This window comes from Curtobacterium pusillum (genome assembly GCF_013359865.1).
In the GTDB taxonomy this organism is placed as follows: domain Bacteria; phylum Actinomycetota; class Actinomycetes; order Actinomycetales; family Microbacteriaceae; genus Curtobacterium; species Curtobacterium pusillum.
This window is the reverse complement of record NZ_JABMCE010000050.1, coordinates 14390-39386: the sequence shown is the minus strand read 5'-3', so window position 1 is coordinate 39386 and position 24997 is coordinate 14390. Positions and strand designations below refer to the sequence as shown.

The window sequence follows — 24997 nt, the reverse complement described above, 5'->3', positions numbered from 1 at the left end:
GGTGGTCCGTCCGCAAAGCACCGGTGTTCGTGGGGCGCACCGCGGAATGCGCGTGTTCGGTCCACGAACACCGGTGTCTTGCGGGTCAGGCGGCGGCGGTCGCGGCCGCGAGCTCGCGGAGGATCGCGCGGGCCATCGGTGTGACCCAGAGCACCTGGCCGTACGACAGGCCGTCGCGACCCTCGCGGATGATCTCCACGCGGGACGACGCCGGGCCCTCGCTGCGGAAGGCGAGGACGATGTTCTCGGCGCGGAGGGCGAACGAGGTACGGCGACCGATCACGGCACCGTCGGGACGGACCTCCATCACTGCCGCTCCCGGGACCGCGTGGACGGCCTGCTCGACGAGCGCCGGGACAGCGTCGAGCGGCACCGGGAGCACGACGGCGGGACGCGGCACGATCGGCTTCGGCGCCCACCACTCCTCGGTCATGCCTGCACGCTACGCCGCGGTCCTCCGACGCAGAACACCGGTGCTCGTGCGTCGCACCCCGGCATGCGGGGGTGTCGAGCACGAACACCGGTGTTTTGCGGAAGGGGGCCTAGCGGGAGGCGGGGCCGACGATCAGCGGATCGTGGAACGTGCCGCCGAAGACGCGCTCGGACGCGCCCGATCGGTCGAGGTACGGGCTGATCCCACCGGCTTGGAACGGGTAACCGGCGCCGAGGATGAGCCCGAGGTCGATCTCCTCGACGTGGTGGACCACGCCGTCGGCGAGCATCCGGTGCAGCTCGTCGGCGAGGGCGTCCTCGAAGCGCTGCTGCATCGTCGCGGCGTCCACCGGCTGGGCATCACGCCGAGCCGGGGCGACGAGCTTCACCGCAGCGGGGTCGTACCCGGTCGCGTTGCCCTTCTTGTCGCGGGTGAGGATGTGCCCGAACTCGGCGAGTTTCTTCAGCCCGTCACCGGGGTAGAAGCGCTCCGGCCACGCGGCGTGGTGCGAGTCCAGCACGTGTGCGCCGACCGGCAGGCCGACGAGCTCGAGCAGTTCGAACGGCGACATCGGCAGGCCGAGCGGCGCCGCGCCCTGCGCGACGACGTCGAACGAGGTGCCCTCCTCGACGCCGCGCATCGCTTCGCCGAGCACGCGGGCGAGCACCCGGTTGACGACGAAGCCCGGCTGGTCGGCCGTGATGATCGCGGTCTTCTTGAGGGTCTTCGCGACGGCGAGCGCGGTGACGAGTGTCTCGTCCGAGGTCTGCTCCGTCCGGACGACCTCGAGCAGCGGCATCACTGGCACCGGGTTGAAGAAGTGGAAGCCGACAAGACGCGAGGGATCGGAGAGGACCGATCCCATCTCGGAGACCGAGAGCGACGACGTGTTCGTCGCGAGGATCGCGTCCGGGGCGATCACCTGCTCGATCTTCCGGAACACCTCCTGCTTGACGCTCATCTCCTCGAAGACGGCCTCGATCACCCAGTCGGCGTCCGCGAACGCGTCGTACGACACCGATCCGCTGACGAGCGCCTTGATGCGGTTGGCGTCGTCCGGGGAGACCCGGCCCCTGTCGAGGAGCTTGTCGACCTCGCCGGTGATGCGGGCGACACCGGCGTCGACGCGCTCCTGCGACACGTCCGTGATCACCACGGGGACGCCGAGGCGACGGGCGAACAGCAGCGCGAACTGGGATGCCATCAGTCCGGCACCGAGGACGCCGACCTTCGTGACGGGGCGCGGCGAGGCGTCCTCGGGCGCACCGACCGGCTTCCTCGCCCGCTTCTGCACGAGGTCGAAGGCGTACATCGACGCGGCGAACTGGTCGCCGGAGATGAGGTCGGCGAGTGCGTCGTCCTCGTCGGCGAACCGCTCGTCGAGACTGCCGCCGCGAGCAGCTGCGACGAGGTCGAGCGCGCGGAACGGCGACTTCGGGACCGTGCCGATCTTCGAGGCCACCTGGCCGCGAGCGACCTTCACGACCGTGCCCCACGCGGCCTTCTCGAGCATGCCCGGCTCGTTCTTCCGGACGACCTTCGTGCGGCCGCTCACCACGCCGTCGACCCAGGCGACCGCGGACGGCAGGAAGGTGACGGACGGGATGAGCGCGTCGCCGATGCCGAGCTCGACCGCCGCCGGCCCGTCCATCAGACGGTTGTTCTTCAGCGGGTTCTCCACGATGACGCGGAGCGCCTTCTCCGGACCGATCAGGCGGGGGAGGAGCGTCGCACCGCCCCAGCCCGGGATGATGCCGAGGAAGACCTCGGGCAGGCCGATTCCCTGCGCCGCCGACGAGAACACGCGGTAGGTGCAGTGCAGACCGATCTCGAGACCGCCGCCGAGCGCGATCCCGTTGATCAGTGCGAACGACGGGACGCCGAGGTCGGAGAGCTTCCGGAGCGTCGCGTGGCCGAGGGCGGCGAGGTCGTGGGCGACGTCCCGCGAGGGCACGGAGGCCGCCTGGGAGAGGTCGGCCCCGGCGGCGAAGCAGTACTCCTTGCCGGTGATCGCCACCGCCTGGACCGTCCCGGCCGACGCCTCGCTCCGCAGGGTGTCGAGCACCCCGGAGAGCTCGTGCAGGGTGCGCGGCCCGAGGGTGTTCGGCCGCTTGTAGTCCTTGCCGTTGTCCAACGTGATGAGCGCGAGCGTCCCGCCCGAGGGCAGCGCGACGTGCTTGACGTACGAGTGCGTGACGACCTCGTCCTCGCTCAGCGCGAGCAGGCGGTCGTTGTCGATGATGGTCATGATCAGGCGTCCTTCCGAGCGGAACGGGCCGCGGACTTGCTGAAGTTCGGGTTCTCCCAGATGACGGTGCCGCCCTGGCCGAGCCCGATGCACATCGTCGTGATGCCGTACCGGACGTCGGGGCGCTCGGCGAACTGCGCCGCGAGCTGGGTCATCAGACGGACACCGCTGGAGGCGAGCGGGTGCCCGACGGCGATCGCGCCGCCCCAGGCGTTCACGTTCGTGGAGTCCTGGGCGATGCCGTAGTTGTCGAGGAACGCGAGCACCTGCACGGCGAACGCTTCGTTGATCTCGAACAGCCCGATGTCGTCGATCGTGAGACCGGCCTTCGCCAGGGCCTTGTCGGTGGCGGGGACCGGTCCGATGCCCATCACCTCGGGGTCGACGCCCGCGAACGCGAACGACACCATGCGCATCTTCGTCGGCAGGCCGTGCTGCTTCGCCGCGTCGGCGGACGCGATGAGGCTCATCGTGGCACCGTCGTTCAGGCCGGCCGCGTTGCCGGCGGTGATCCGTCCGTGCGGCCGGAACGGCGTCTTCAGGGCGGCCAGCGCCTCCAGGGTGGTCTCGGGCCGGGGAGGCTCGTCGCTGGAGACGATGTCCCAGCCCTCGCCCTTGTTGACCTCGACCGGCACGAGGTCCGGCTGCAGCTTGCCCGCGGCCCAGGCGGCGGCGTAGCGCTGCTGGGACTGGACGGCGTAGGCGTCCGTGCGGTCCTTGGTGATCGCGGGGAAGCGGTCGTGCAGCCGCTCCGCGGTCTTGCCCATCACGAGCGCGTCGCCGTTGACCATGCGCTCCGCGACGAAGCGCGGGTTCGGGTCGGCGTTGAACCCCATCGGGTGGCGACCCATGTGCTCGACGCCACCGGCGATGGCGACGTCCGCGGCACCGAAGGCGATGGCACCGGCGAGTGTCGTGACGCTCGTCATCGCACCCGCGCACATGCGGTCGATCGCGTACCCGGGAACCGACTTCGGGAGGCCCGCGAGCATCCCGACGGTCCGGCCGAGGGTGAGTCCCTGGTCGCCCTGCTGCGTGGTCGCCGCCACCGCGACGTCGTCCACCGCGGCCCCGTCCAGCGAGGCGTTCCGGTCGAGGAGTCCCCGCATCGCGTGCACCGCGAGGTCGTCGGCGCGGGTCTTCCAGAACACCCCCTTCTCCCCGGCTCGTCCGAACGGTGTCCGAACGCCGTCAACGAAGACGACGTCTGCTGCCTTTGGCAATCTGGGCCTCCAGATCCTCATCGATCAGGACGGGGCACGTTCCGCCCCGTCCGGCCGGGTCCGACCCGGCATGCACCGTCGACGCTATGCCCCGAGCCTGTGCGGACGCATGCCCGTTGGGGCGTTCCTACGACTCCGTGTTGCCCTTGGCAGCAGGCTCCTGTGCAGCAGCGACAAAGGCGTGCGCGATGATCGACGCCGTCTCCTCCACCTGCCACGGGCGCGCGTCGTGCGAGGCGAGCACGGCACCGACGGTCTCGGTGGAGATCGGCGTCGGCGGCTCCCACGCGATCGTCCGGAGCGTGTCCGGGGTGAGGAGGTTCTCGACCGGGAGGTCGAGCTCCTCGGCGCGAGTCACCACGGCAGCGCGCGCGGCCTTGTACCGGCGGTCGGCGGCGGGGTTGCGGTCGGCCCAGGCGCGGGGCGGCGGCAGTGTGGCCTCGCCCGTGCCGCGGAGCTTCGGGAGGTCCTCGGTGGTCCGCCCCTCCTCGACGGCCGCCCACCAGCGGTCGAGCTCGGAACGGCTGGCACGACCGGTGAAGGCCTTCACCCCGCTGAGTTCGCCCTTCGACGCCGGGTTCGCCGCGGCGGCCGCCACGATCGCGGAGTCGGGGATGGTGCGGCCCGGGGCGATGTCGGCAGCGCGCGCGTAGGTGTCACGTGCGGTCCAGAGGGAACGGGCGATCGCGAGCGCACGGGCACCGCGGAGGGCGTGCATGCCGGAGAGCCGTCGCCACGGTTCGGCGCGCGGCGGTTTCGGGGCCCGGGTCAGGACGGCCGCGAACTCCTCCTCGGCGATCCGGGTCTTGCCGGCCTCCTCGAGCTTCGCGGCCAGGGCGTCCCGGAGGTCGGGCAGCAGTTCGACGTCGAGCGACGCGTAGACGAGCCACGACTGCGGCAGCGGTCGGGTCGACCAGTCCGCGGCGGAGTGCGCCTTCGCGAGCGTGATGCCGAGCAGCTGCTCGACGACGGCCCCGAGACCGACGCGCGGGAAGCCGGCGAGGCGAGCCCCGAGTTCGGTGTCGAAGATGCGGGTGGGGACGAGGCCGACCTCCTGGAGGCACGGGAGGTCCTGCGACGCGGCGTGGAACAGCCACTCCTCGTCGACGATGGCGTCCTGCAGCTCGGAGAAGTCGCCGATCGGGATCGGGTCGAACAGGAACTCGCCGGCGCCGCGGCGGAACACCTGGATGAGGTAGGCCCGCTGCGAGTACCGGTAGCCGCTGGCGCGTTCGGCGTCGACGGCGACCGGGCCGTGGCCGGCGGCGATGGCGGCGACGGCCTCCAGGTAGTCCTCGCGGGTGTCGATGACCTTGACGGTCCCGTGTGACGCCTCGAATGCCGGGGACGCGGCCGAAGCAGCGGGGGACGCGGCCGAAGCAGCGGGGTCAGTCACGTGCGAGCCTCCTCGGGGCCAACAGGGTCACGCCGTCCGACGCGGGCGGCAGACCGGCGAGCATCGCCACGATCTCCTCCCATGCCTCGACGTGTGCGGTGAGGTCGTCCTCGCGCGGCGTCCACGAGGCGCGCAGCTCGAGCTGTGCCCCGTCGCCCTGCGCCGCGAGGTCGCCGTACCCGCGGGAGATGATCTTGGTCGCCGTGCCCGAGGCGTGGTCGTACGCGGCACCGTGCGCCGCGAGCGCGTCGACCAGCCAGCTCCACGTGACGTCGGCGACGAACTCGTCCACGCCGATCTCGGGCTCCAGCGGTGCCTGCGCGAACGTGACGATGCGGAACGCGCCGCCCCACCCCTCGGGCTCGGAGGGGTCGTGCAGGGCGATGAACCGCCCGGTGCCGAGGTCCGAGTCGATGCCGTGCGCGGCGCCCGAGACGTCCGCCGCGAGGGCGATCGAGAACGGTGCGATGCGCGAGGGCGAGGGGATCTCGGTGATCGTCGTCTCGGCGCGGGTGCCGCCGGACGCCACGAACGCACGGAGCCGCGCGAACGCGTCGGGCTCTCGGGTTTCGGACACGAATGCAGACTAGGCTCCGGACCATGTCCCGATCCGTGCGACCCGCCGAGGACGTCGTCCAGGAGACCGCACGATCGGCCGGGTTCGTCGCCCTCGGAGCCGGCATCGCTGCGGCCGCGGTCACGACCGCGGTGATCGGCGGCTTCGTCGCGGCGGTCGCCCGAGCGGTCGTCACGCCCGACCGGAAGCGGACCGAGCGCGTCCCGATCCACGCCGTCGACCCGGTCCGGGGGACGGTGACGCTCGAGCGCACGGCCGACACCGAGCTGCAGGGGCGGTACAGCCTCTGGTTCGGCGGTGGCACCGGGCACATGCGGGTCGGCGAGGTCCTCGGCACGACCGACACCACCGTGACCCGGCGCATCATCGCGATCGATGCCGGCGATCCGACCGCCGCACGCCGTGGCCGGTGGGGCGGATGGTTCTACCTGACCCCCGGCGAGCTGGACGTCCCCGTCGAGGACGTCGACATCTCGACGCCGAACGGACCGGCTCCGGCGTGGGTCGTCCGCGCCGACGACCCGGACGCTCCCTGGGCCGTCCTCGTGCACGGGCGGGGCGTGACCCGCGCCGAGACGATCCGTGCGGTCCCGGTCTTCCGGGCCGCCGGGTACTCGGTGGTCCTCGCCTCGTGGCGGAACGACGGCGTCGCCCCACGGAGCGTCGACGGACGGTACGGCCTCGGCAGCACCGAGTGGGAGGACGTCGACGCGGTCCTGCGCTGGGTCTCCGGCCAGGGTGCGACGAGCGTCGTCCTGATGGGGTGGTCGATGGGCGGTGCGGTGGTGCTGCAGACCCTCCTCCGCTCGCGGTTCGCCGACCTCGTCGACGGCGTGGTGCTCGAGTCACCGGTGGTCGATTGGCACGCGGTCCTGAAGTCGCAGAGCCAGCTGCTGCGGCTGCCGCGTCCGGTCCGGAAGGTCGCGCAGCGGCTCCTCCGCACCCCGGTGCTGCACCGGCTGACCGGGCTCCACCGGCCGGTCGACCTCCGTGAGCTCGACATGGTCGCCCGCGCGGACGAACTGCACGTGCCGATCCTCCTCATGCACAGCGACGACGACGGCTTCGTTCCGTCGTCGGCATCGCACGCCCTCGCGGCGGCGCGGCCGGACCTGGTGCGCCTCGAGATCCAGACGGTGGCCCGGCACACGAAGCTCTGGAACCACGACGCGGACTGGTTCGACGCCCGCATCCTCGCGTGGCTCACCGAGGTGGTGCAGTCCAGCGACGCGACCAGCGCGCGGTAGACGCGTCCGGCGACGGACTGGAGGCGCGGTGCCAGCCCGCCCCGTCCCTCCAGGCACGGCCGTCACCCCGCTGGCGCGGTGCGCCGGTACCGGCTGGTGGGGCCCACCTCCAGACCGTCCTGTGGTGGCGTCTACGCGACCGCCGCCTGCACCTGCCGCTGCACGCGGCCGAGCATCCCGACCATGCCGCGGATCCGCAGCGGGCTGACCGCCTCGGAGAGGCCGAGCGTGAGCGGGTAGTCCGCCGGCACGGCGAGCACCTGCTCGGCCGTCAGACCGGAGAGTCCCTGAGCCAGGATCGACGCGAAACCGCGCGTCGTCGGTGCCTCGCGCGGCGCCGTCGCGTGCATCCGGACGATGCCGGGGGCGTCGCCGTCCTCGCCCACGGTGACCGTGATGAAGACGGGGGACTGGCACTCCTCGACGCGTTCGAGTTCGTCCTCGTGCCCCTGCAGGCGCTCCGGGAGCGCCGGGAGTTCGTTCGAGAACTCGAGCAGGAGTTGCAGGCGGTCCTGCTGGGAGAGCTCGAGGAAGTCGTCGCGGATCTCGGCGAGTGCCTGGGGAAGTGCTTCGGTGCTGTCGCTCATCGGTTGGGGATCGTACCCGGTTCGGTCCCGACGGCGATCGGGACGCGGACCGCGCTGCCCCACTCGGTCCAGGAACCGTCGTAGTTGCGGACGTTCTCGTACCCGAGCAGGTGCTGCAGCACGAACCAGGTGTGGCTCGACCGCTCGCCGATGCGGCAGTAGGCGATGACCTCGTCGGCGTCGCCGATGCCGGCACCCTCGCGGTAGATCGTGTCGAGCTCCGCGCGCGTCTTGAAGGTGCCGTCGGCCGCGGCGGCGGTCGCCCAGGGGATGTTCACGGCGGTGGGGACGTGACCGGCCCGGAGCGCGCCCTCTTCCGGGTAGTCGGGGGCGGTGGTGCGCTCACCGGAGTACTCCGGCGCGCTGCGCACATCGATGAGGGGCTTGCCGAGGTGGGCGAGCACGTCCTCCTTGAAGGCGCGGACGTCGGCGTCGCTCCGCTCGACCACGGGGTACTCGACGGGTGTCACGTCGGTGCGGTCGGTCGTGAGGACGCGGTCCTCGGCGATCCACTTCGCCCGGCCGCCGTCCAGGAGACGGACGTCCTCGTGGCCGAACAGCGTGAAGACCCAGAGGGCGTACGCCGCCCACCAGTTGTTCTTGTCGCCGTAGATCACGACCGTGCTGTCGCGCGCGATGCCCTTGCCGCCGAGCAGCTGGGCGAACGCCTCGCCGTCGATGTAGTCACGCTGCACCGGGTCGTTGAGGTCCGTGTGCCAGTCGATCTTCACCGCGCCCGGGATGTGCCCGGTCTCGTAGAGCAGGACGTCCTCGTCGGACTCCACCACCACGAGGTCGGGAGCCCCGGCACCGGCGTCGAGCTGTTCCTGCAGCCACTCGGTGGAGACGAGGCGCTCGGGGTGCGCGTAGGCGGCGAACTTCTCGGACGGGTCGACCGGTGCGGTCATCGTGGGTACCTCCAGGGGGATCGCGGGCACCGGACTAGGATCGGTCGTCGGTGCCTCTGGGCAACGGTACGCGGACGTACCGACGCCCAGCTGCAACGTGACACCGCACGACATGCTTCCCGGAGGGCCCTCGATTGCCAGCGCCAGCACACCTCGTCGACCGCGACCCGCAGGTGACCCCGCAGCAGATGGCCGCGTCGCTGGTGCCGCCGCCCCAGTTCACGGACGCGTCCTTCGCCTCGTACCGGCCCGATCCCGAGTACCCGTCGCAGGCGCAGGTGCGCGACGCGGTGTCGTCGTTCGTCGCCGCCGGTCCTGCCGACACGCCCCGTCGCGGATTGTTCGGCCGACGGAAGCCGGCTGCGGAGACGACCGTGAAGTCGGGCGTGTACCTCGACGGCGGCTTCGGCGTCGGCAAGACCCACCTGCTCGCGGCGGCGTACCACGCGGCGAGCGGCCGGAAGACGTTCGGCACCTTCATCGAGTACACCGCGCTCGTCGGGGCGCTCGGGTTCCAGGGCACCGTCGACCTGCTGCGCGGGACCGCACTCGTCTGCATCGACGAGTTCGAGCTCGACGACCCGGGTGACACGATGGTGATGACCCGGCTCATCAAGGAGCTCACCGAGACCGGCACCCGGTTCGCGGCGACGTCGAACACCCCGCCCGGTGCCCTCGGCGAGGGACGCTTCGCGGCGCAGGACTTCCTCCGGGAGATCCAGGCGATGTCCGACCGCTTCGAGACCATGCGGATCGACGGTCTCGACTACCGCCGTCGCGCGGTCGACGAATCCGCCCGGGTGGTGTCCGACGTGCAGGGCTCGCTGCCGAACGGGACCGTGACCCTGGACGACTTCCGGGCCGTCGTCGAGCACCTCGCTTCCGTGCACCCGTCGAAGTACGTCGCGATGGTCGAGGACCTCGACGCCGTCGGCCTCACCGACGTGCAGGCGTTCACCGACCAGACCGACGCGCTCCGCTGGGTCGCCCTCGTCGACCGGCTGTACGACGCCCAGGTCCGGATCGTCGCGTCCGGCACGCCGCTCGACCAGGTGTACCCGGAGTCGATGCTGCACGGCGGCTACCGGAAGAAGTACCTGCGCGCCGCGAGCCGCGTGGTCGCGCTGACTCGCGCCTGAACGCCCGCACACCCCGTTCAGGGGACTGCCCGGCGCCCGAAACACGACGTTTACACGGGAGCCCGTCGCGTTACACCCGCGAAACACTTCGTGCTCCCTCGTGAAACCTCACCTCGCCAGACTCGTCACACCCGACGCGGTCCAAGAGCCGCTGGTGCAATCGAGAGGTGAATGATGCTTGATCAGGGCCAAACCGGCTTCCTGCTGATCATGGCGGCACTCGTGCTGTTCATGACACCGGGCCTGGCGTTCTTCTACGGCGGTCTGGTGAAGGCCAAGTCCGTCATCAGCATGATGATGATGTCCTTCGGAGCGATCGCCCTGGTGGCGGTGCTGTGGGTGCTCTACGGCTACGCGATCGCGTTCGCCAACCACGGCGACGGCACGGCGGTCTCCGGTGCCGTCGGGTTCTTCAGCATCGACTGGAACCAGATCGGCCTCGGCCAGGCGTTCGAGGCGGCCCGGTCCACCGCGAACGACGTCGCGTACCCCCAGATGGCGTTCGTCGGCTTCCAGGCCACCTTCGCGATCATCACCGTCGCGCTCATCTCCGGCGCCATCGCCGACCGCGCCAAGTTCGGCGCCTGGATGGTCTTCGCGGGCATCTGGGTCACCGTCGTCTACTTCCCGGTCGCCTCGTGGGTGTTCAACCTCACCTCCGGCTGGGCAGCGACCTGGGGTGTCATCGACTTCGCCGGTGGCACGGCCGTGCACATCAACGCCGGTGCCGCGGGCCTCGCCCTGGCGATCGTCCTGGGCAAGCGCGTCGGCTTCGCGAAGGGCGCGCACAAGCCGCACAACCCGCCCTTCGTCCTCCTCGGTGCCGCGATCCTCTGGTTCGGCTGGTTCGGTTTCAACGCCGGTTCCGAGGGCGCCGCCGACGGCATCGCCTCGATCGCCTGGGTGAACACGCTCGCCGCCCCGGCCGCCGCGATCCTCGGCTGGCTGCTGGTCGAGAAGCTCAAGGACGGCAAGGCCACCTCGATCGGTGCCGCCTCGGGTGCCGTCACCGGTCTCGTCGCGATCACCCCGGCCTGCGCGGCGCTCACCCCGGGCTGGGGCATCCTGCTCGGCTTCATCGCGGGCATCATCTGCTGCTTCGCGATCGACTGGAAGTACAAGCTCGGCTTCGACGACTCGCTCGACGTCGTGGGCGTCCACCTGGTCGGCGGCATCGTCGGCACGCTGTACCTGGGCTTCTTCGCCAACGACACCGGCCTGATCTACTCCGGTTCGTTCGCGCAGCTCGGCAAGCAGGCTGCGGCCGCCGGTGCCGTCGGGGCGTACTCGTTCGTCCTTGCGTTCATCATCGGTCTCATCATCGAGAAGACGATGGGCTTCCGCGTCAAGACCGAGGACGAGGTCGCCGGCATCGACACCGCCGTCCACGGCGAAGAGGGCTACGTCCTCTACGAGGAGGCGGACCGCACCCCGGTCTCCGTCCGGTAGCACCAGTACCACCCGCACGACGACGGGCCCCGCGCACACAGCAGCGCGGGGCCCGTCGTCGTGTGCGGCAGAGCGACAGCGACATCGACGTCGTTCCGAGTCGGGAGCGGACCCCCCCGGTAGGGTTCCGGCGTGGACGACGTCACCCTCGCGCACCCGCTCGTCGACGCCGTCGGGCCCGGCTTCGTCGTCAGCGAGACCGACGCCGCGATCGTGTCACTCTCGTCCGCGCGGATGGGCCTCGTGCTCGAGACACGGGCCGCCGACCTCGCGTTCGTGCTCCTCACCCCGCCGGCCAGTCGAGTCACCACGGCGATGCTCGCGATGCTCCGTCGCACCGGAAGCGCCTGGGTCGTCCGCGAGGGTGACCGGTACCGCGCCGCCGGCTCACCGGCGATCGCCGACGACGTCGCGACCGCGATGCTCTCGCCGCAGTCGTCGCCGCGGTCGACACGGCTCGGTGCCGACGAGGTCCCCTGGACCGAGGTCGTCGTCTCGGTCCACCACCCCGCCACCGAGCAGACGGGCATCGGCCGCACCGCTGAGCTGCTCCTCGAGGGGCTCGCCGGCACGACACCGTCCGGCTGGGGCACGGTCGAACCCGCGACGCTCGCGTGGAGCGTCGCCGCCGTCACGGACTTCGTCCGCCGACGCGCACCGCGTCCGACACGCCTCGTCGCGACCGCCGCCGTCGAGGGCGGCGTGGCCGCCGCCCAGATCCGGGTCGAGCGGACCGCCACGGGCGTCACGGAGGAGACGCGGCTGGCCCTGCCGAGGACCGGTCCGACGCCGCCGGTTCCGGACTCGCGCGCCGTCAGCGCGCCGGGTGTAGGTCCGGGAGGCGCGGTGCGGGGCCTCGACGCCGGCCCGGCTCCCGCGGACGGTGCTGCCGTCGCCGTGCTCGCCGACCTGGCCCGTCGCCAGCGTGTCCTGCTGGGGACCGCGTGGCGGTCGGCAGGACACACGGACGCCACGCTCGCCGCGCGCCAGATCGGCATGCCCGTACCGCTCGGCGCGGTCGTCGGTGCCGCCGCGGTGCGGGACCTCGGTGTCGATCCGTCGGCGCTGCCTCCCGGGGTGACGGTCGTCGGGCCACCGCGCGTGCCGTCGCTCGTCCTCGACTTCACCCCGACGACACCCGGACTGACCGGCGGCGCGGAGGTGGAAGCGCGGTGGCGCTGCCTCGCCGAGGTCGGCAACGCGCTCGGCCCCCGCGTGGTCGAGCTCCTCGGGGCCGGAGCGCGGGCATGAGTGCCGAGTGGGTGGTCCTGTCCGACCAGCACGTGGACGCCGCGGCCGTGCTCGCCGGGGCCGCCGAGGTCGACCCTGCGATCGGCATCCGGCAGGTCTGGGACGGCGACGCCGTGCAGCTCGTCGACCAGGGCGGCGTCGTGCTGCTCACCTTGTTCCAGTCCCGCCGCCTCGACAGCCCCGTCGACGCCGAGCGACTGCTCGGGCGGCCGTTGCCCGGCGACGGTGATCGGCTATGGTGGACCGAGGTCCACGCGGCCGCGCAACCCCCGTTCCGGGTGACGGCCACGCGGATCGTGCAGAACATCGCGGACGCCGCCGGGGGAACCGCAGCGTCCCGCGCCGCAGCAGGACACTGACGCGTCGGACGGAACGACCAGGGGGAACGATGGGGAACGGCTGGCAGATCGAGCCCCCGGGCGTGCAGGCCGCGCTCACCGGCACCGAGACCGCCGCGACGAACCTGTCGACCGCGTTCGACGGACTCGCCGACGCGCACGCTGCCCTGACTACCGCGGTCGGCGACGACCAGGCGGTCGCCGGCGCCGTGGCGGCACTCATCGAGAGCCACTCGGCGCTGCTCACCCGCGTCGGCAACCACATCACGGCCGGTCTCGCCGGCGCTGCCAACGCGACCCTCGCCTACTACCACGGTGACGAGGAGATGGCGGCGACGGCACAGGCCAACGCGATCCGTGCCTCCAGTACCGGCGACTTCACCGGTGTCGACCTGGCGGGCGACCAGTGACGGGGCAGTGCCGCGCCGACGGCCTGATCGACCCGGACGCGATCCCCGGCGCGAACATCAAGGCGGAGCAGGTCGACAGCGCCGGGACGGCGTTCTCGACCGCGGCGACCGACGTGCAGACCCGTGGGTCCGAGGTGAAGACCGCGTGGGCGAAGCTCGGCGGCAGCTACACCACGCCCGACTCCGCGGAGCTGCTGTCCGTGATGGACGGCGTCGAGACGGACACGGCCTCGCTCGCGGCGACCCTGCAGAAGGTGTCCACGCACCTCAGCGACTACGCGACCGCCGTCGCACCGATCGCGAAGCGGCTCGTCGAGCTGAAGGCCGAGGCGGAGACGTTCGTCGCGAAGGCACTCAAGGGCAAGACCGTCGGGCCGTGGGATCCGGAGCACCCGGCCAACCAGGGCATCGTCGGCCTCGTGCAGAAATTCGGCCAGCAGTTCGACGACGTGCACCTGCCGTGGGGCCAGTACACGCCCTACGTCGACGAGAACAACGAGCTGCTCACCAAGGTCGCCGAGCAGGAGACGAAGCTCTCCGCCGCCTCCGCCGAGTGCGTGAACGCGATCAACGGACTGCGCACGGACATGTGCCTGCCCGAGGTGCAGGCCGTCGACTACACCGCTGCGGTGAAGGCGAACGAGCCGATGCCGTGGGGGAGCACCGGCCGCGGCGACCAGTCCTGCTCCGAGTCGTTCAGCTCCGGGATGGACGACGCACTGACCGGGACCATCGACGGGCTCGGTGGTCTGATCGGCTACAACTCGCAGACCGGCGAGTGGGGCGACGGCGACTGGGCGGCGCAGTCCTGGAAGGGCTTCGCGGAGTCGCTCGGGCTCATCGTCCTCATGGGCAGCCCGCCGCTGATGATCGCCGGGGCGCTGCCGAAGGGCATCCTGCCGGACGTCGTCGGCGACACCGCGCGGAACATCATGGACAAGCAGAAGACCCTCGTCGAGGGCTTCGTCGGCTCGCCCGAGGACTGGCGGGACGACCCCGCATACGCTGCCGGTGGCGCCGCGTTCAACATCGGGACGCTCTTCATCCCCGGTGCAGGCGAGGTCGGGGCCGGGGCAAAGGTTGCTGCGCTCGGGTCGCGGCTCGCCGTGCTCGGGGCGGACGGCAGCAAGCTCGCGGCGTTCGGGTCGAAGCTCGCGACGGCGGGGACCACGATGGTCCGGGTCGGGGACGCGTTGGGGAGCCTGCCGGGCAAGGCGCTGTCCGGGGTCTCGGACCTGCTCGAGCGGGGGCGGGGTGGGTTCGCCGATGCGCTGCGGGGGCTCGGGGACCGGATCCCGACCGTGAGGGTCGGGGTCGAGCCGGCCCTGGCGACGCCGGACGGGCTCGGCGTGGGGCTCGGGCGGCCGCACATCGTGGTGGGGGAGCCGGGGTCTAGAGGGCACTGGTTGCACTCGGTGGCGGATCACGTGGACGGTGGGTCCTCAACCCACGTCGGCGGTGGTGGCTCAGCGCACGCTGGCGAGTCCGCGCATTCGGTGGCATCCCCACCGTCACGTGATTCGTGGGAAAGCTCCTACCCGTCGGCTCGTCAGGACCCGCACCAGGTGCGTCACGTCTCGTTCGTCGATGACGCGCTCCGTGAGAAGAACCTGGAGCCGTCCACCCGTTACGTCATGACGGACCGATCGTTCGTGCTCGACACCGATGCAATGGGGCGCACCGTCCATGCCGATTCCATCGTGAGCGACATCGTGCCGCCCGGGGAGCGTGTCCGTTCGTCATCGGAGCAGCTGCTCGCTGGCGGCGCAGATCGCCTTCCCGGCGACCACGGCGGGCACGTCGTTGCCACGGCTCATGGAGGTTCGCCCTTCGGTGCCAATCTCGTCGCTCAGCACGGCGGTACGGTGAACCTGAGGGCTTTCGCCAAGATTGAGCGTGACATTCGGCGGATGCTCAAATTTGATCCAGCTTTCCCGATTCGCATGGAGACCGACATTGTCTACGACGGCGTCTCCCATAGACCGTCGCAGTTCCGCATCACCTGGGGTAGGCTTGGAGAAGAGCCCGAGGTGCAGATCATCGATAACAACAACTTCTTGAGTTTTTGACACGGAGGCCGATTCTTGGGATCGATGGAAGCCGAACTCGCCGCGCAGAACGAAGTAGCTGCGCTGACGATGCGAACGCTCGGCGAAGGGTGGGCATCGTGTCATGACGTTTTCGTCGAAGTGGGGAACACGAAGCAGCTCAACGGCATCCTGTCGACTTTCGACGGTCAGTCCGCTCGGCGTCCTGCGCCTGCCATCGAGCTCTATGGTGCCTGGTCGCGGCTTCGCGAGGTCATGGCTGGGCCCGACCGCGGTGCGTGGTTGACGGGTCACCTGAAGGTCTCGAGCGATGGCCGATACAGCATGGATTTCGAGTGGGACGAGCGCCCCGTCTGGCCCAGCAGCGTGGGCACGGGCGGGAGGGTTCAGCGAGGCCGAGATGTCGAGCGCTCCGCTCTACTCACTGATCTCCTTCGGTATCCGCGAATTCCGGAGATGACGCCTCGATGGCTTGAGGAATTGCAATTGCTCCCTGCTCCGGAGTTCCAGGACGCCGAGTGGCCGAGCGCGATGCGAAAAATGCAGGAGAACTCCGACTGGATGATCGTCGCTGACGGAGTCAAGCGACTTCTGGGCGACGCGATTCTCGACGATGAACTCGACCTCCTGGAGGATGATGAGGTTGCTGATGGTCTCCTGCAGGACGTATTGAACCAAGTTGATGCGGGTCGTTTTCGGTCGATGGTTTCGGTGGTTCCGATCCATGCACCGGATCGAGACCACGTCTGGGAAGGAATCAATCCTTCTGTCAACGCGGGGCAAGCGCTGCTCGAGCACCCGCAAATCTCTCCACTGGTCGACGAATTCCGTGACGGCTTGGAGGGGCTGGTGAGGTTCGAGCGAAGCGCGGTCCGTGCCCCTGCGGCGAATGGCCCCGCGGAAAGCTGACGTGCCGGTGAGGCGACAGCTCGTTCGCAATCATGTTCGGGGAACTCCTTGAGGACACGCTCATGGACCGACGGCTCGACGTAGACGTGATCTTCCGATCGATGCCTTCATGACGAACGGAGTATGGTGACGTCGATCTGGACGACCCAGCAGCCCTCGATTCGACTGCAGTGGGGAACGCGTGCGTTCGACCCCGCGGTCACGATCAGCGCTCTCCGGGAGACGTTGGACGTGCTCGCGACGTGTGGTCGGCCGTTCGCCGGACCCTGGAAGCTTTCCGACCCGGCATCACGGGACGCGGACGCATCCCGCATCGACGAGCTCGACGACGATGCGGTGCGGCGAGTCCTTGAATGCGGCGTCGCGCGGAACTACGACGGAGAGCCCTTCCCGAAGGACGGCTACGGCGCCACCTTGGTGAGCGGCCTCGTGGATGGAGTCGGGGTCTCCGTCGGCCTGCACGTCGGTGCCACGGTGAACCGTTACGTCGTGAACGAGCTCACTGCGACACAGCAAGCCGTTGTGCCGGGCCCGACAGTCGACCTCCGGGACTCCTTCGGCCGTCACCAGGTCGAGGTACTGCAGCGGCTCGTCGACATCTGGTCCCCGGACCTTGCGCAGGTCACCGTTCGTGATGCCAGCCGGAGCCAGCGGCGGTTCACGACGCTGGTCGGGCTGACCAACTACTTCCGTGGGGATCACAGCGCCTTCCTCGCGGCGCTCGAGCTCCCGGCCGTCGTGCACACAGAAGTCGCAAAGGGCGGGACATGGTTGCGTGTCGAGCTGAGCGATGACGATCTCGTGTCGACCGTCGCGAGCATCGTCGCGACGGCCGACGTGATCGAGGACGCTGGCGGCCTTCCCGTCACTCCGTGATCGGTTCGACGTTCGCGCGCGCGAACACGGTATTCAGGAAATGAACGCCTCGGGCCTGCGCCGCGCATTTCCTGCCCTGTCGTCTCTTTTACCTGCTATCTCCGATCCGACCTGGGAGATGGACTACGCTGACGTTTCTGAGGTAATCGAGGATGCGTTGGAAGGGTTCTCTGTGCAGTCCGCGGGAGAGGTGCACGGATGGTGTTCTGCTTGGAGCCGAGCGCAGGCCGATTGATCAGGCGGCTGGTGTGAACGACGCTGAGGGCATCGAGTGGGTCCGCGGGATCGAGGAGAGCACGTACCGCGAGCTCCTACCGCTTGCCGGGCGGCTGCTCGAAGGGCTGTACGCGAGGTGGTTCGTGGCCTTTGGGTCGCTCGAGGAGATTGTGGAAGATCACGTCGAGGGGTACGACAAAGAAGGACTGCTGCAGACCGTGGGAGAGTTCGACAAGCTCTTCGCTTCGGGGATCGATCAGCGGGGCGCTGAAGCGCTTCTTGCACGGCTCGGTTCCGCTGCGCCTCCGGGCCGAGACGGGCTCGACGCGCTGCAGTGGATTCACAGGATCCGGCAGATCGTGCTTCGAGCGACAACGGCCGGTGAGTCCCGCGCGATGATCACCTCAGATCCACGTGCGTGGAATGCGGAGATTCTCCGTCGCACGTTCCCGTCACTGGCCGGCTTGCTCCCCGCAGTGTTTTGCCCGTCATGGGAGATGGACTACGACGGTGCGCCTGCCGCGTTGCGGGACGCACTCGATGGTTTCTCGGAGGCCTCCGCGATCGCGATCAGATCTGAGATCCGGAACCTTCTCGACTCTGGCATCAGCAATGAGGGCGTGTCCTCGCTGGTCCTGAAGTTCAACGCGAACATCGATCCAGCCGAACACTTCAGAATCGGCGGTCGGGCCTTCCTCGTGTTGCTCGCGGACGCGGCTGAGCGGTCGGACCTTCGAGACTGACGGAGGAGGACGAGCCGCGAGTGGTGTGACAAGACCACCAGAACTGGTCCCTCGCAGACGGCTGGTCTCCGGCAGAGTGGACCCATGACGACGACGTCGAGCGCCCTGACCAACCTCCGCCCCGTCGGGGGCCCCGCCCTCCAGGCCGACCGCCCCCGCACCGTGTTCCGGGCCAACCCCGAGCCCGTCGGAGCCGAGGCGTACCCGGCCGATCTCGCTGCGGTGATCGACCTCCGGCGGATCGACGAGACCAATGCCGTGCCGCATCCCCTCGCCACGACCGGGGCGTACCGCTCCGTGCCGCTGTTCGACCCAGCCGCCGAGGTCGAGTCGGCAGCCGATGCCGTCGAACTCGAGGACCAGTACATCGACTGGCTCGACCGGCACCGCAGCGGGATCGCCGCCGCCCTGCGTGCCATCGCTGCGACGGACGGTGACGTCCTCGTGTGCTGCTCCGCAGGCAAGGACCGGACGGGGATCGTCAGTGCCCTCCTCGCCCGGCACTGGGGTGACAGCCTCGACGCCATCGGGGAGGACTACGCCGCGAGTGCCGCCGGCCTGGTGGACCGGTTCGCGCGGGAACGCGCCGTGAGCGCCGACCCCGAGGCCACCGCGAACGCCCAGCGATGCGTCCCGGAGATCATGACGACGGTCATCGACCACGTCGAGCGCCGGTGGGGGAGCGTCGACGGCTACGTCCGGGCCATCGGCCTCACCGACGAGGAGATCGCGGCACTCTGATCGCGACGGTGCTCGCGTTGTCAACGCCCGTCACGCTCTGGACGTGATCAGGACTGGAGGCGCGGTGCGGGTCCGACCCGCACCGCGCCTCCAGTCCGATGGTCGCGTCAGCGACCCGCTGTTTCCGTCGCGAAAGTCACCAGGCGTAGTCCTCCGGCGAGGTCTTGTGCCCCGGGAAGATCTCGTCGAGCCGGTCCAGCGCGCGCTGGTCGAGGCGGATGTCGACGGCGCGGACCGCGGACTCCCACTGCTCCATGGTGCGCGGGCCGGTGATCGGCGCGGTGACGCCGGGCTGGTGCAGCAGCCACGCGAGGGCGAGCTCGCCCGGGGTGTGGCCGAGCTCCTTCGCGAAGGACTCGTACGCGGTCAGCTGGTCGCGGTGTCCTTCGACGTACTCGGCGCTCCGCCCGGAGAGGCGACGCGAGCCGTTCTCGGTCTTCTCGATGACGCCGCCGAGGAGGCCGCCCTGCAGCGGCGACCACGGGATCACGCCGAGGCCGTACTCGCGGGCGGCGGGGAGGACCTCGCGCTCGATGTCGCGGACCACGAGGTTGTAGATCGACTGCTCACTGACGAGTCCGAGGGTGTTGCGCCGTGCCGCAGCTTCCTGGGCTTGGGCGATGTGGAAGCCGGCGAAGTTCGAGGAGCCGACGTAGAGCACCTTGCCCTGCTGCACGGCGACGTCGATCGCCTGCCAGATCTCGTCCCACGGGGTCGCGCGGTCGACGTGGTGGAACTGGTACAGGTCGACGTGATCGGTCTGCAGGCGGCGCAGCGACGCGTCGAGCGACTGGCGGATGTTGTAGGCGCTCAGCTTCCCGCCGTTCGGCCAGTCGATCATCTCGCCGTAGACCTTCGTCGCGAGGACGGTCTTCTCACGGCGCCCACCGCCCTTGGCGAACCATCGGCCGATGATCTCCTCGGTGGCGCCCTTGCCCACCGAACCGCCGTAGCCGTTGGCGGTGTCGAAGAAGTTCACGCCGAGCTCGTGCGCCCGGTCCATGATCGCGTGCGAGTCGTCCTCGCTGGTCTCCGGTCCGAAGTTCATGGTCCCGAGCACTGCTCGCGAGACCGACAGCCCAGTACGACCGAGGTGTGTGTAGTCCATGGTGCTGGTCTACGCGATCCGGGGTGCCCGTGGCAGGCCCTGCGGGTACCTGTGGAGGAACGGGACGGGACGGTCTCGGCACCCACGCGACGCCGGTGATCGACGGCGGGCCGATCCTCTGGGCGCGACGTCGGCCCGGGAAGCGTAACCAGGAGAGAACGAGTTCGAGACGAAGGAGCGACCATGCCCGCCAAGGACGAGATCCCGAGCACCCTCCAGCGGTCCCCGAAGCACGCGCAGGAGATCTTCACGAAGGCCCTCGACTCCGCGAACGAGTCGTACGGGCCAGGAGAGCGCGCGCGTCGCACCGCCTACGCGGCGGTCAAGCACGAGTACGAGAAGGTCGGCGACCACTGGGAGAAGAAGGCCAGCGCCGGGCCGTCCGACTCCGGCGCCGCCGGCTCGCGCGGCTCCGGCAAGACCGAAGGCGGAGTCGACGCCAACGCCTCGAAGGCACACCTGATGGAGGTCGCCAAGCGGCTCGACGTCAAGGGACGCTCGAAGATGGACAAGGACGAGCTCGTCGCGGCGATCAAGAAGGCCAACGATCGCTCCACCGCGGCGGCGCGCCGCTGATCGCCGCGCCGCATTCCGTCCGGGGAATGTGCGGCGCGCGCGTGGGAGTAGCGTGCCGGATGTGAACACCCCAGCTCTCCGTGGCAGCCGGATCCTCGGGTTCGGCCACCACCAGCCCTCGCGCGTCCTCACCAACGACGAACTCTCGACCCTGGTCGACACGAACGACGAGTGGATCCGCACGCGGACGGGCATCGAGACCCGGCACATCGCGGGGCCGGAGGACACCGTCACGTCGATGGCGATCGAGGCAGCCCGGAACGCCCTGACCGACGCGGGAGTCGCACCGTCCGACGTCGGCATGGTCATCGTCGCGTCCACCACGCACCGGGACCGTGCGCCGTACACGGCCGGTCGCGTCGCGGCGGCACTCGGGCTGTCGCCGTCCGCCGCGCCCATCGACATCAACACTGCGTGCAGCGGCTTCGAGTACGGGGTGGCGCTGGCCGACCAGGCCATCCGCGTCGGCTCGTCGGACATCGCGGTGGTCGTCGGGTCCGAGGTGCTCTCGGGCATCGTCGACTGGACCGACCGGTCGACCTGCGTGCTCGTCGGCGACGGTGCCGGGGCCGCCGTGCTCGGCGTCTCCGACACGGCGCAGATCGGACCGGTGTCGTGGGGGAGCGTGCCGCACCTCGAGGAGGCGGTGCTCGTCTCGGGCGACCCGGAGCGGTTCAGCCAGGAGGGGCGCTCGATCTACCGCTGGGCCATCACCGAGGCAGCCGACCACGCCCGAGCCGCGGTGGCCGCTGCCGGGCTCACGCTCGACGACATCGGCGTGTTCGCGTTCCACCAGGCGAACCTCCGGATCATCGAACCGCTCGTGGCCGCACTGGGCGGGGAGTCGAAGTTCGTCGTACGGGACGTCATCGAGTCCGGCAACACCTCGGCGGCGAGCGTGCCGCTCGGCCTGTCGAAGGCGTGGGCACGCGGGGACCTGCCCGAGGGCGTGCCGACGCTGTTGTTCGGTTTCGGCGGCGGCTTCGCGCACGCTGGGCAGGTGGTGACGACGCCGGTGCGGGCAGGCTAGGCGGTCTCAGCGGTTCTCGGCCTGGAGGCGCGGTGCCGGCTGGCACCACCCCTCGGGGCCGTCATCGGTCGCGCTGGCCGGCCTCGGTGTCGGTGCCGGTGTCAGTGCCGGCGTCCGCGTCGGTGTCGGCGTCCGCTGCCCAGAGGTCGTCGCGGCGCTTCCGCCACGGGAGCGCCCGGCGTTCCTTCGGCTCGCGATCGTTCACCGCGCGCTGCTTCGGCTGCTTCGGCTCCTTCGGCTGCTTCGGTTCGAGCACGATCGGGAACTGTGCGGGCGGGAACCCGAACCCCGTTCGGGACGCCTGGATGACCTTCCGCCCGAGAGCGTGGTTCCCGAGGCCACCGACCGCAGCGCCGATCCCGAACGGGAGCGCCCGCCCCACGATCGTCGTGCCCTGCCGAGCGGCGAACCGCTTGATGAACTGGTCGCGCACCTGACCACCGATGCCGTTCACGACCTGCTTCGGCAGCGACGACGTCACCATCTCGCCCCAGAACGCCGTCCGGACCTGCCCGCCGGCGACCTGCCCCGCGAGCTGGTTGATGAGCTGCGTGCCCGGTGCGCCGAGGATCATCGCCATCACGAGCATGCGCGCACGCTCGGGGTCGTCGAGTGCGATGCCGTGCACCTCGGTCACGGACTGCGCGAAGAGCGCCGTGGTCTCGAGGAACCCGACCGTCTCGGCGCCGCTCAGCCCGAGGGCCGCCACCATCCCGACCCCCGGGATGACCGCACTCGCACCGACCGCAGCGCCGCCGGTCGTGACCGCGCCGAGGTACTGACGCTCCAGGAGCTGGATGATCTCCGCCGGGGACGCGTCGGGATGCCGCCGACGGAGCGCCTTCACGTGTGCGACCACCACGGGCCGCTGCACGCTGAGCACGCGGTCGAGCGTCTTCACCCACCCGGCGGGCTGCTGCTCGGGGGTGCGTGCGTTCGGGTCGGTGGGGGTGGAGGCCACAGGCGCTGCCGGCATGGGCACGATCGCCTGGTCCTTCTGCTCTCGGGCCATGGCGACGACGGTACGCCGCCCGGGTGGGAGCCAGGTCGGACCGGACTGACCGGACCGAGCCGTTCCAGCGTGCGCGCACCCGCGAGGTGTCCCTCACCGGCACGGGATCCCTGCCCGGACGAGCTTGACGCGGACGCGGTCCGGATCCATCAGGTCGGCCCACGTCAGCCGGACGACCGCTCTGACCTCGGAGAACGAGCGCAACGAAGTCCTCTCGCTGCTTCTCCCGCCAGTGCGCGTCCGCCGTGGTCCGGTCGTCGAGCATCGCGGGGTCCTCGTACTTCGCGCGGCCGTCGACCTCGACCACGACGCCCTGCTCGGGGAACCAGAAGTCGACGATCGCCGTGCGTTCCCCGGGGCGGTGGAACGCGTGCTGCTGCACCGGTTCCGGGACCCCGAGCTGCCGGAACCGCACGCGACAGACGGATTCGGCCGGCGACTCCGACAGCGCCGAGCCCATCCTGACCGCGATCGCTGCCTTCGACTGCCCCTTCCGCAGCCGCCCGAGTTCCCCGTCGAGGTCGCTGGTCGTCGCCATCGCGGCGCGCAGGACGTGGTCGATGACGGGGACAGCGCTGAGCAGTGGCCTCGACGCTGCCACGTCCACGGCGGTCCTGGCCGCGTTCGTCACACGGAGCCCGCCCCGTTCGAGAGCAGCGAGGGGAGGCCGAGGCTCCACACCGTGCCGGACGAACCACGCGGTCACGCGACCGTGGGCCGTGGTGGGATCGGAGATGTGCACCTTCGGGGGCCATCGTCCGACGAGCGGGAGTTCCAGGACGGCGCACGCTGACTCGTGCGAGATGATGTCGGCGCCGCGCAAGCGTGTGAGCGATGCGCGCGCGAGGACGAGGTGCCGCTCCGCGGGGAACAGCCCGGCCAGCGTCCCCCGGCGGACGAGTATTCCGGGTCGGATCCGCTCGAGCGAGCCACGGTGGACGCGTCGCTCGAGCGCACGTCGCTCTGCGTCCGGAAGACCGGCGGTACGGATGAGTTCGACGTCGTGTGCTCTGCTCATGCCGACAGCGTGGCGCAGTGCGCGGCGGTCGAACGGCACGGTTGACGCTTCGGTGGAGAGGGTTGCGCGGACCCGAGCCTGTGGAGGACTGAGGGCGGTCGTGGCCGGCGCATCGATCGACATCACACCCGTCGATCGTCAAGTGTTGTGTCGAACCATGCACACGCAGTCCACTCGCGCGCATGGGGCGACATTGCACGCGTCGATCGACTCGTGCAATGTCGAATCCGGCGCGCAACCGTGCGGCAAGCAGCGGCGGCGGCCGCTCAGCGCCGGGCGAGCTCCGCCCGCAGCGGCAGGTCCTGCCCCTCGAGGATCACCTGCGCCCCGACCGAGGTCCGGGCGTTCACGATGATCGGCGCGAGCAGGTTCACGGTCGTGTCGGACCCGCCGGGGTTCGCGACGACGAGCAGCATCGCGTCCTCGGCCGAGGTCAGACCGAGCCCCGCGGCCTGCTCGTCCGTGAGCTCGGGGGAGTACGAGGGCAGGTGCACCGCGGCGTCGAGGAGGAAGAGCCGGGCGTCGTCGCCGACGAGCGTGAACAGCCCGTCGGCACCGTCCACCGGCGTCAGCGTGAAGGTACCGGCCGGCGACAGGCCGAACGGCGGGATGGCGAAGGTCAGGTCGATGCTCATGACAGGTAGTCCATCAGGGTCGGCTGCAGGACCTTCGCGGTGACGGCGAGGGCTGCCTGGTAGTTGGTCTGCTGGACCTGCAGGTCGAGGACGGCCTTCGCGAGGTCCTTGTCCTCGATGCCGGCGCGGCGGCTCTCGAGCGAGACGGTGGCGCTCTTCAGCGAGTCCTGCGCGGAGAGCGCGGCCGCGTGCCGCACGCCCACGTCGGCCTGGGCGCCGCGGACGGTGCTGATGGCGGCGTCGACGTCGTTGATCCGGGGGTTCGTGTTCACGCCGTTCTGCAGGTCGCTCACGATCGAGTCGATCATCGCGAAGACGGACGAGCCGCCGGACCCGAACACAGCGGTGCCGGAGGTGTCCACCCGCACGGTGGTGCCGTCCCCGATCCGCCGGCTGACGTCGGTGCCGGCGGAGGCCCAGCCGGTCGACGGGTCGTACGCCGTGGACGCGGTCGAGGAGCCGGCGAAGACGGAGCGCGTGCCGTAGGTCGTGTTCGCCTGCGACTCGAGCTCGGACTTCAGCGACTGGAACTGCGTGACGAACGCGTCGCGGTCGGTGTCGCTCATGGTGCCGCTGTTCGCCGCCTGCACGGTGAGGTCCCGCACGCTGTTGAGCACGGAGTAGACGCTCGACAGTGCGCTGTCCGTCGTGGCGAGCCAGCCGACGGCGTCGTCCGCGTTCCGGGTGTACTGCGCGGTGGCGGCCTGCTCCTTGCGGACCTGCATCGCCGACGCCGTCCCGGCCGGGTCATCGGACGGCCGCTGGATGTTCTTCAGGGTCGTGGCCTGGTCGGTGAGCTGCGCGACCTTCGCGGCTCCCGCCTGCAGCCTGGCGCTCGCGGCCGCCATCGACATCTGGGTGGTCACCCGGGTGATCACG

The 24997-nt window shown here is 70.3% G+C and carries 24 protein-coding genes; 13 read left to right on the top strand and 11 right to left on the bottom strand.

Annotated features, from left to right (window positions below; genetic code table 11):
- Positions 1–85 precede the first annotated feature (85 nt).
- From HP507_RS02840 to HP507_RS02820, 5 genes are all read right to left on the bottom strand, one after another.
- Positions 86–433 carry a hypothetical protein gene (locus HP507_RS02840; RefSeq protein WP_175350342.1) on the bottom strand — a complete coding sequence of 116 codons (348 nt, stop codon included), beginning with the start codon at positions 431–433 and terminating at the stop codon, positions 86–88.
- Positions 434–542: 109 nt separating this feature from the next.
- A complete protein-coding gene (locus HP507_RS02835; RefSeq protein ID WP_175350341.1) occupies positions 543–2681 on the bottom strand; it encodes a 3-hydroxyacyl-CoA dehydrogenase NAD-binding domain-containing protein in 2139 nt (712 codons plus the stop codon).
- Between the two features lie 2 nt (positions 2682–2683).
- Positions 2684–3925, bottom strand: a complete 1242-nt coding sequence (locus HP507_RS02830; RefSeq protein ID WP_175350340.1) for a thiolase family protein — start codon at positions 3923–3925, stop codon at positions 2684–2686.
- Between the two features lie 106 nt (positions 3926–4031).
- Positions 4032–5300, bottom strand: a complete 1269-nt coding sequence (locus HP507_RS02825) for an HRDC domain-containing protein (protein ID WP_175350339.1) — start codon at positions 5298–5300, stop codon at positions 4032–4034.
- Entirely contained in the window at positions 5293–5877 is a 585-nt protein-coding gene (locus HP507_RS02820) for a DUF3000 domain-containing protein (RefSeq protein ID WP_175350338.1), read from the bottom strand. Before HP507_RS02820 ends, HP507_RS02825 begins: the two co-directional genes overlap by 8 nt.
- Positions 5878–5900: 23 nt before the next feature.
- Between HP507_RS02820 and HP507_RS02815 the strand changes: the two genes are divergently transcribed.
- Positions 5901–7124 (top strand): alpha/beta fold hydrolase, encoded by a 1224-nt coding sequence (locus HP507_RS02815; RefSeq protein ID WP_175350337.1) that lies wholly within the window; start codon positions 5901–5903, stop codon positions 7122–7124.
- Positions 7125–7255: 131 nt separating this feature from the next.
- Here HP507_RS02815 and HP507_RS02810 read toward each other — a convergent pair whose 3' ends face one another.
- Together HP507_RS02810 and HP507_RS02805 are read right to left on the bottom strand one after the other, a co-directional pair.
- Positions 7256–7711 (bottom strand): SufE family protein, encoded by a 456-nt coding sequence (locus tag HP507_RS02810; RefSeq protein WP_175350336.1) that lies wholly within the window; start codon positions 7709–7711, stop codon positions 7256–7258.
- Positions 7708–8619, bottom strand: coding sequence for a sulfurtransferase (locus HP507_RS02805; RefSeq protein ID WP_175350335.1), 912 nt, complete (start codon positions 8617–8619; stop codon positions 7708–7710). Before HP507_RS02805 ends, HP507_RS02810 begins: the two co-directional genes overlap by 4 nt.
- A gap of 188 nt (positions 8620–8807) precedes the next feature.
- Here HP507_RS02805 and zapE point away from each other — a divergent pair, with 188 nt between their 5' ends.
- The 10 genes from zapE (at position 8808) to HP507_RS02755 (ending at position 18739) form a co-directional block, all read left to right on the top strand.
- Entirely contained in the window at positions 8808–9758 is a 951-nt protein-coding gene (zapE, locus tag HP507_RS02800) for a cell division protein ZapE (RefSeq protein ID WP_217508426.1), read from the top strand.
- Positions 9759–9929: 171 nt separating this feature from the next.
- Entirely contained in the window at positions 9930–11207 is a 1278-nt protein-coding gene (locus tag HP507_RS02795; RefSeq protein WP_246328344.1) for an ammonium transporter, read from the top strand.
- 132 nt (positions 11208–11339) lie between these two features.
- Positions 11340–12458: a DUF6177 family protein gene (locus tag HP507_RS18275; RefSeq protein WP_175350334.1), complete on the top strand. Its 1119-nt coding sequence runs from the start codon at positions 11340–11342 to the stop codon at positions 12456–12458.
- Positions 12455–12817, top strand: a complete 363-nt coding sequence (locus HP507_RS02785) for a hypothetical protein (RefSeq protein WP_175350333.1) — start codon at positions 12455–12457, stop codon at positions 12815–12817. The genes HP507_RS18275 and HP507_RS02785 overlap by 4 nt, the downstream gene beginning before the upstream one ends.
- Before the next feature lie 29 nt (positions 12818–12846).
- Positions 12847–13206: a DUF6507 family protein gene (locus HP507_RS02780; protein WP_175350332.1), complete on the top strand. Its 360-nt coding sequence runs from the start codon at positions 12847–12849 to the stop codon at positions 13204–13206.
- The gene (locus HP507_RS18270) at positions 13203–15275 is read left to right on the top strand and encodes a DNA/RNA non-specific endonuclease (protein WP_175350331.1); all 2073 of its coding nucleotides are present in this window, start codon (positions 13203–13205) and stop codon (positions 15273–15275) included. The genes HP507_RS02780 and HP507_RS18270 overlap by 4 nt, the downstream gene beginning before the upstream one ends.
- Before the next feature lie 24 nt (positions 15276–15299).
- Entirely contained in the window at positions 15300–16163 is an 864-nt protein-coding gene (locus tag HP507_RS02770; RefSeq protein WP_175350330.1) for a hypothetical protein, read from the top strand.
- Between the two features lie 225 nt (positions 16164–16388).
- Positions 16389–17039 (top strand): hypothetical protein, encoded by a 651-nt coding sequence (locus HP507_RS02765; protein ID WP_175350329.1) that lies wholly within the window; start codon positions 16389–16391, stop codon positions 17037–17039.
- A 248-nt stretch (positions 17040–17287) separates the two neighbouring features.
- Positions 17288–17998 (top strand): contact-dependent growth inhibition system immunity protein, encoded by a 711-nt coding sequence (locus tag HP507_RS02760; protein WP_175350328.1) that lies wholly within the window; start codon positions 17288–17290, stop codon positions 17996–17998.
- Between the two features lie 84 nt (positions 17999–18082).
- A complete protein-coding gene (locus HP507_RS02755; RefSeq protein WP_175350327.1) occupies positions 18083–18739 on the top strand; it encodes a tyrosine-protein phosphatase in 657 nt (218 codons plus the stop codon).
- Positions 18740–18875: 136 nt separating this feature from the next.
- Here HP507_RS02755 and HP507_RS02750 read toward each other — a convergent pair whose 3' ends face one another.
- On the bottom strand, positions 18876–19847 hold the full coding sequence (locus HP507_RS02750) for an aldo/keto reductase (protein ID WP_175350326.1): 972 nt from the start codon (positions 19845–19847) through the stop codon (positions 18876–18878).
- A gap of 183 nt (positions 19848–20030) precedes the next feature.
- Here HP507_RS02750 and HP507_RS02745 point away from each other — a divergent pair, with 183 nt between their 5' ends.
- Positions 20031–20423, top strand: coding sequence for a ChaB family protein (locus HP507_RS02745; RefSeq protein WP_175350325.1), 393 nt, complete (start codon positions 20031–20033; stop codon positions 20421–20423).
- A 61-nt stretch (positions 20424–20484) separates the two neighbouring features.
- On the top strand, positions 20485–21453 hold the full coding sequence (locus HP507_RS02740; protein ID WP_175350324.1) for a beta-ketoacyl-ACP synthase 3: 969 nt from the start codon (positions 20485–20487) through the stop codon (positions 21451–21453).
- A 61-nt stretch (positions 21454–21514) separates the two neighbouring features.
- Here the strand turns inward: HP507_RS02740 and HP507_RS02735 are convergent, their stop codons facing one another.
- From HP507_RS02735 to flgL, 3 genes are all read right to left on the bottom strand, one after another.
- Positions 21515–22465, bottom strand: coding sequence for a hypothetical protein (locus HP507_RS02735; RefSeq protein ID WP_175350323.1), 951 nt, complete (start codon positions 22463–22465; stop codon positions 21515–21517).
- A 1284-nt stretch (positions 22466–23749) separates the two neighbouring features.
- Positions 23750–24118 (bottom strand): flagellar assembly protein FliW, encoded by a 369-nt coding sequence (gene fliW, locus HP507_RS02730; protein WP_175350322.1) that lies wholly within the window; start codon positions 24116–24118, stop codon positions 23750–23752.
- Positions 24115–24996, bottom strand: coding sequence for a flagellar hook-associated protein FlgL (gene flgL / locus HP507_RS02725; protein ID WP_175350321.1), 882 nt, complete (start codon positions 24994–24996; stop codon positions 24115–24117). The genes fliW and flgL overlap by 4 nt, the downstream gene beginning before the upstream one ends.
- Between the last annotated feature and the right edge of the window lies 1 nt (position 24997).

Excerpts from the sequence above, each read along its gene's own strand:
- HP507_RS02785 (WP_175350333.1), top strand. The coding sequence starts at position 12,455 with ATGAGTGCCGAGTGGGTGGTCCTGTCCGACCAGCACGTGGACGCCGCG.
- HP507_RS02770 (WP_175350330.1), top strand. The coding sequence starts at position 15,300 with ATGGAAGCCGAACTCGCCGCGCAGAACGAAGTAGCTGCGCTGACGATG.
- HP507_RS02840 (WP_175350342.1), bottom strand. The coding sequence starts at position 433 with ATGACCGAGGAGTGGTGGGCGCCGAAGCCGATCGTGCCGCGTCCCGCC.
- HP507_RS02805 (WP_175350335.1), bottom strand. The coding sequence starts at position 8,619 with ATGACCGCACCGGTCGACCCGTCCGAGAAGTTCGCCGCCTACGCGCAC.
- HP507_RS02815 (WP_175350337.1), top strand. The coding sequence starts at position 5,901 with ATGTCCCGATCCGTGCGACCCGCCGAGGACGTCGTCCAGGAGACCGCA.
- HP507_RS02810 (WP_175350336.1), bottom strand. The coding sequence starts at position 7,711 with ATGAGCGACAGCACCGAAGCACTTCCCCAGGCACTCGCCGAGATCCGC.
- HP507_RS02780 (WP_175350332.1), top strand. The coding sequence starts at position 12,847 with ATGGGGAACGGCTGGCAGATCGAGCCCCCGGGCGTGCAGGCCGCGCTC.
- HP507_RS02795 (WP_246328344.1), top strand. The coding sequence starts at position 9,930 with ATGATGCTTGATCAGGGCCAAACCGGCTTCCTGCTGATCATGGCGGCA.
- zapE (WP_217508426.1), top strand. The coding sequence starts at position 8,808 with ATGGCCGCGTCGCTGGTGCCGCCGCCCCAGTTCACGGACGCGTCCTTC.
- HP507_RS02830 (WP_175350340.1), bottom strand. The coding sequence starts at position 3,925 with ATGAGGATCTGGAGGCCCAGATTGCCAAAGGCAGCAGACGTCGTCTTC.
- HP507_RS02755 (WP_175350327.1), top strand. The coding sequence starts at position 18,083 with ATGACGACGACGTCGAGCGCCCTGACCAACCTCCGCCCCGTCGGGGGC.
- HP507_RS02745 (WP_175350325.1), top strand. The coding sequence starts at position 20,031 with ATGCCCGCCAAGGACGAGATCCCGAGCACCCTCCAGCGGTCCCCGAAG.
- HP507_RS02750 (WP_175350326.1), bottom strand. The coding sequence starts at position 19,847 with ATGGACTACACACACCTCGGTCGTACTGGGCTGTCGGTCTCGCGAGCA.
- HP507_RS02835 (WP_175350341.1), bottom strand. The coding sequence starts at position 2,681 with ATGACCATCATCGACAACGACCGCCTGCTCGCGCTGAGCGAGGACGAG.
- fliW (WP_175350322.1), bottom strand. The coding sequence starts at position 24,118 with ATGAGCATCGACCTGACCTTCGCCATCCCGCCGTTCGGCCTGTCGCCG.
- HP507_RS02735 (WP_175350323.1), bottom strand. The coding sequence starts at position 22,465 with ATGGCCCGAGAGCAGAAGGACCAGGCGATCGTGCCCATGCCGGCAGCG.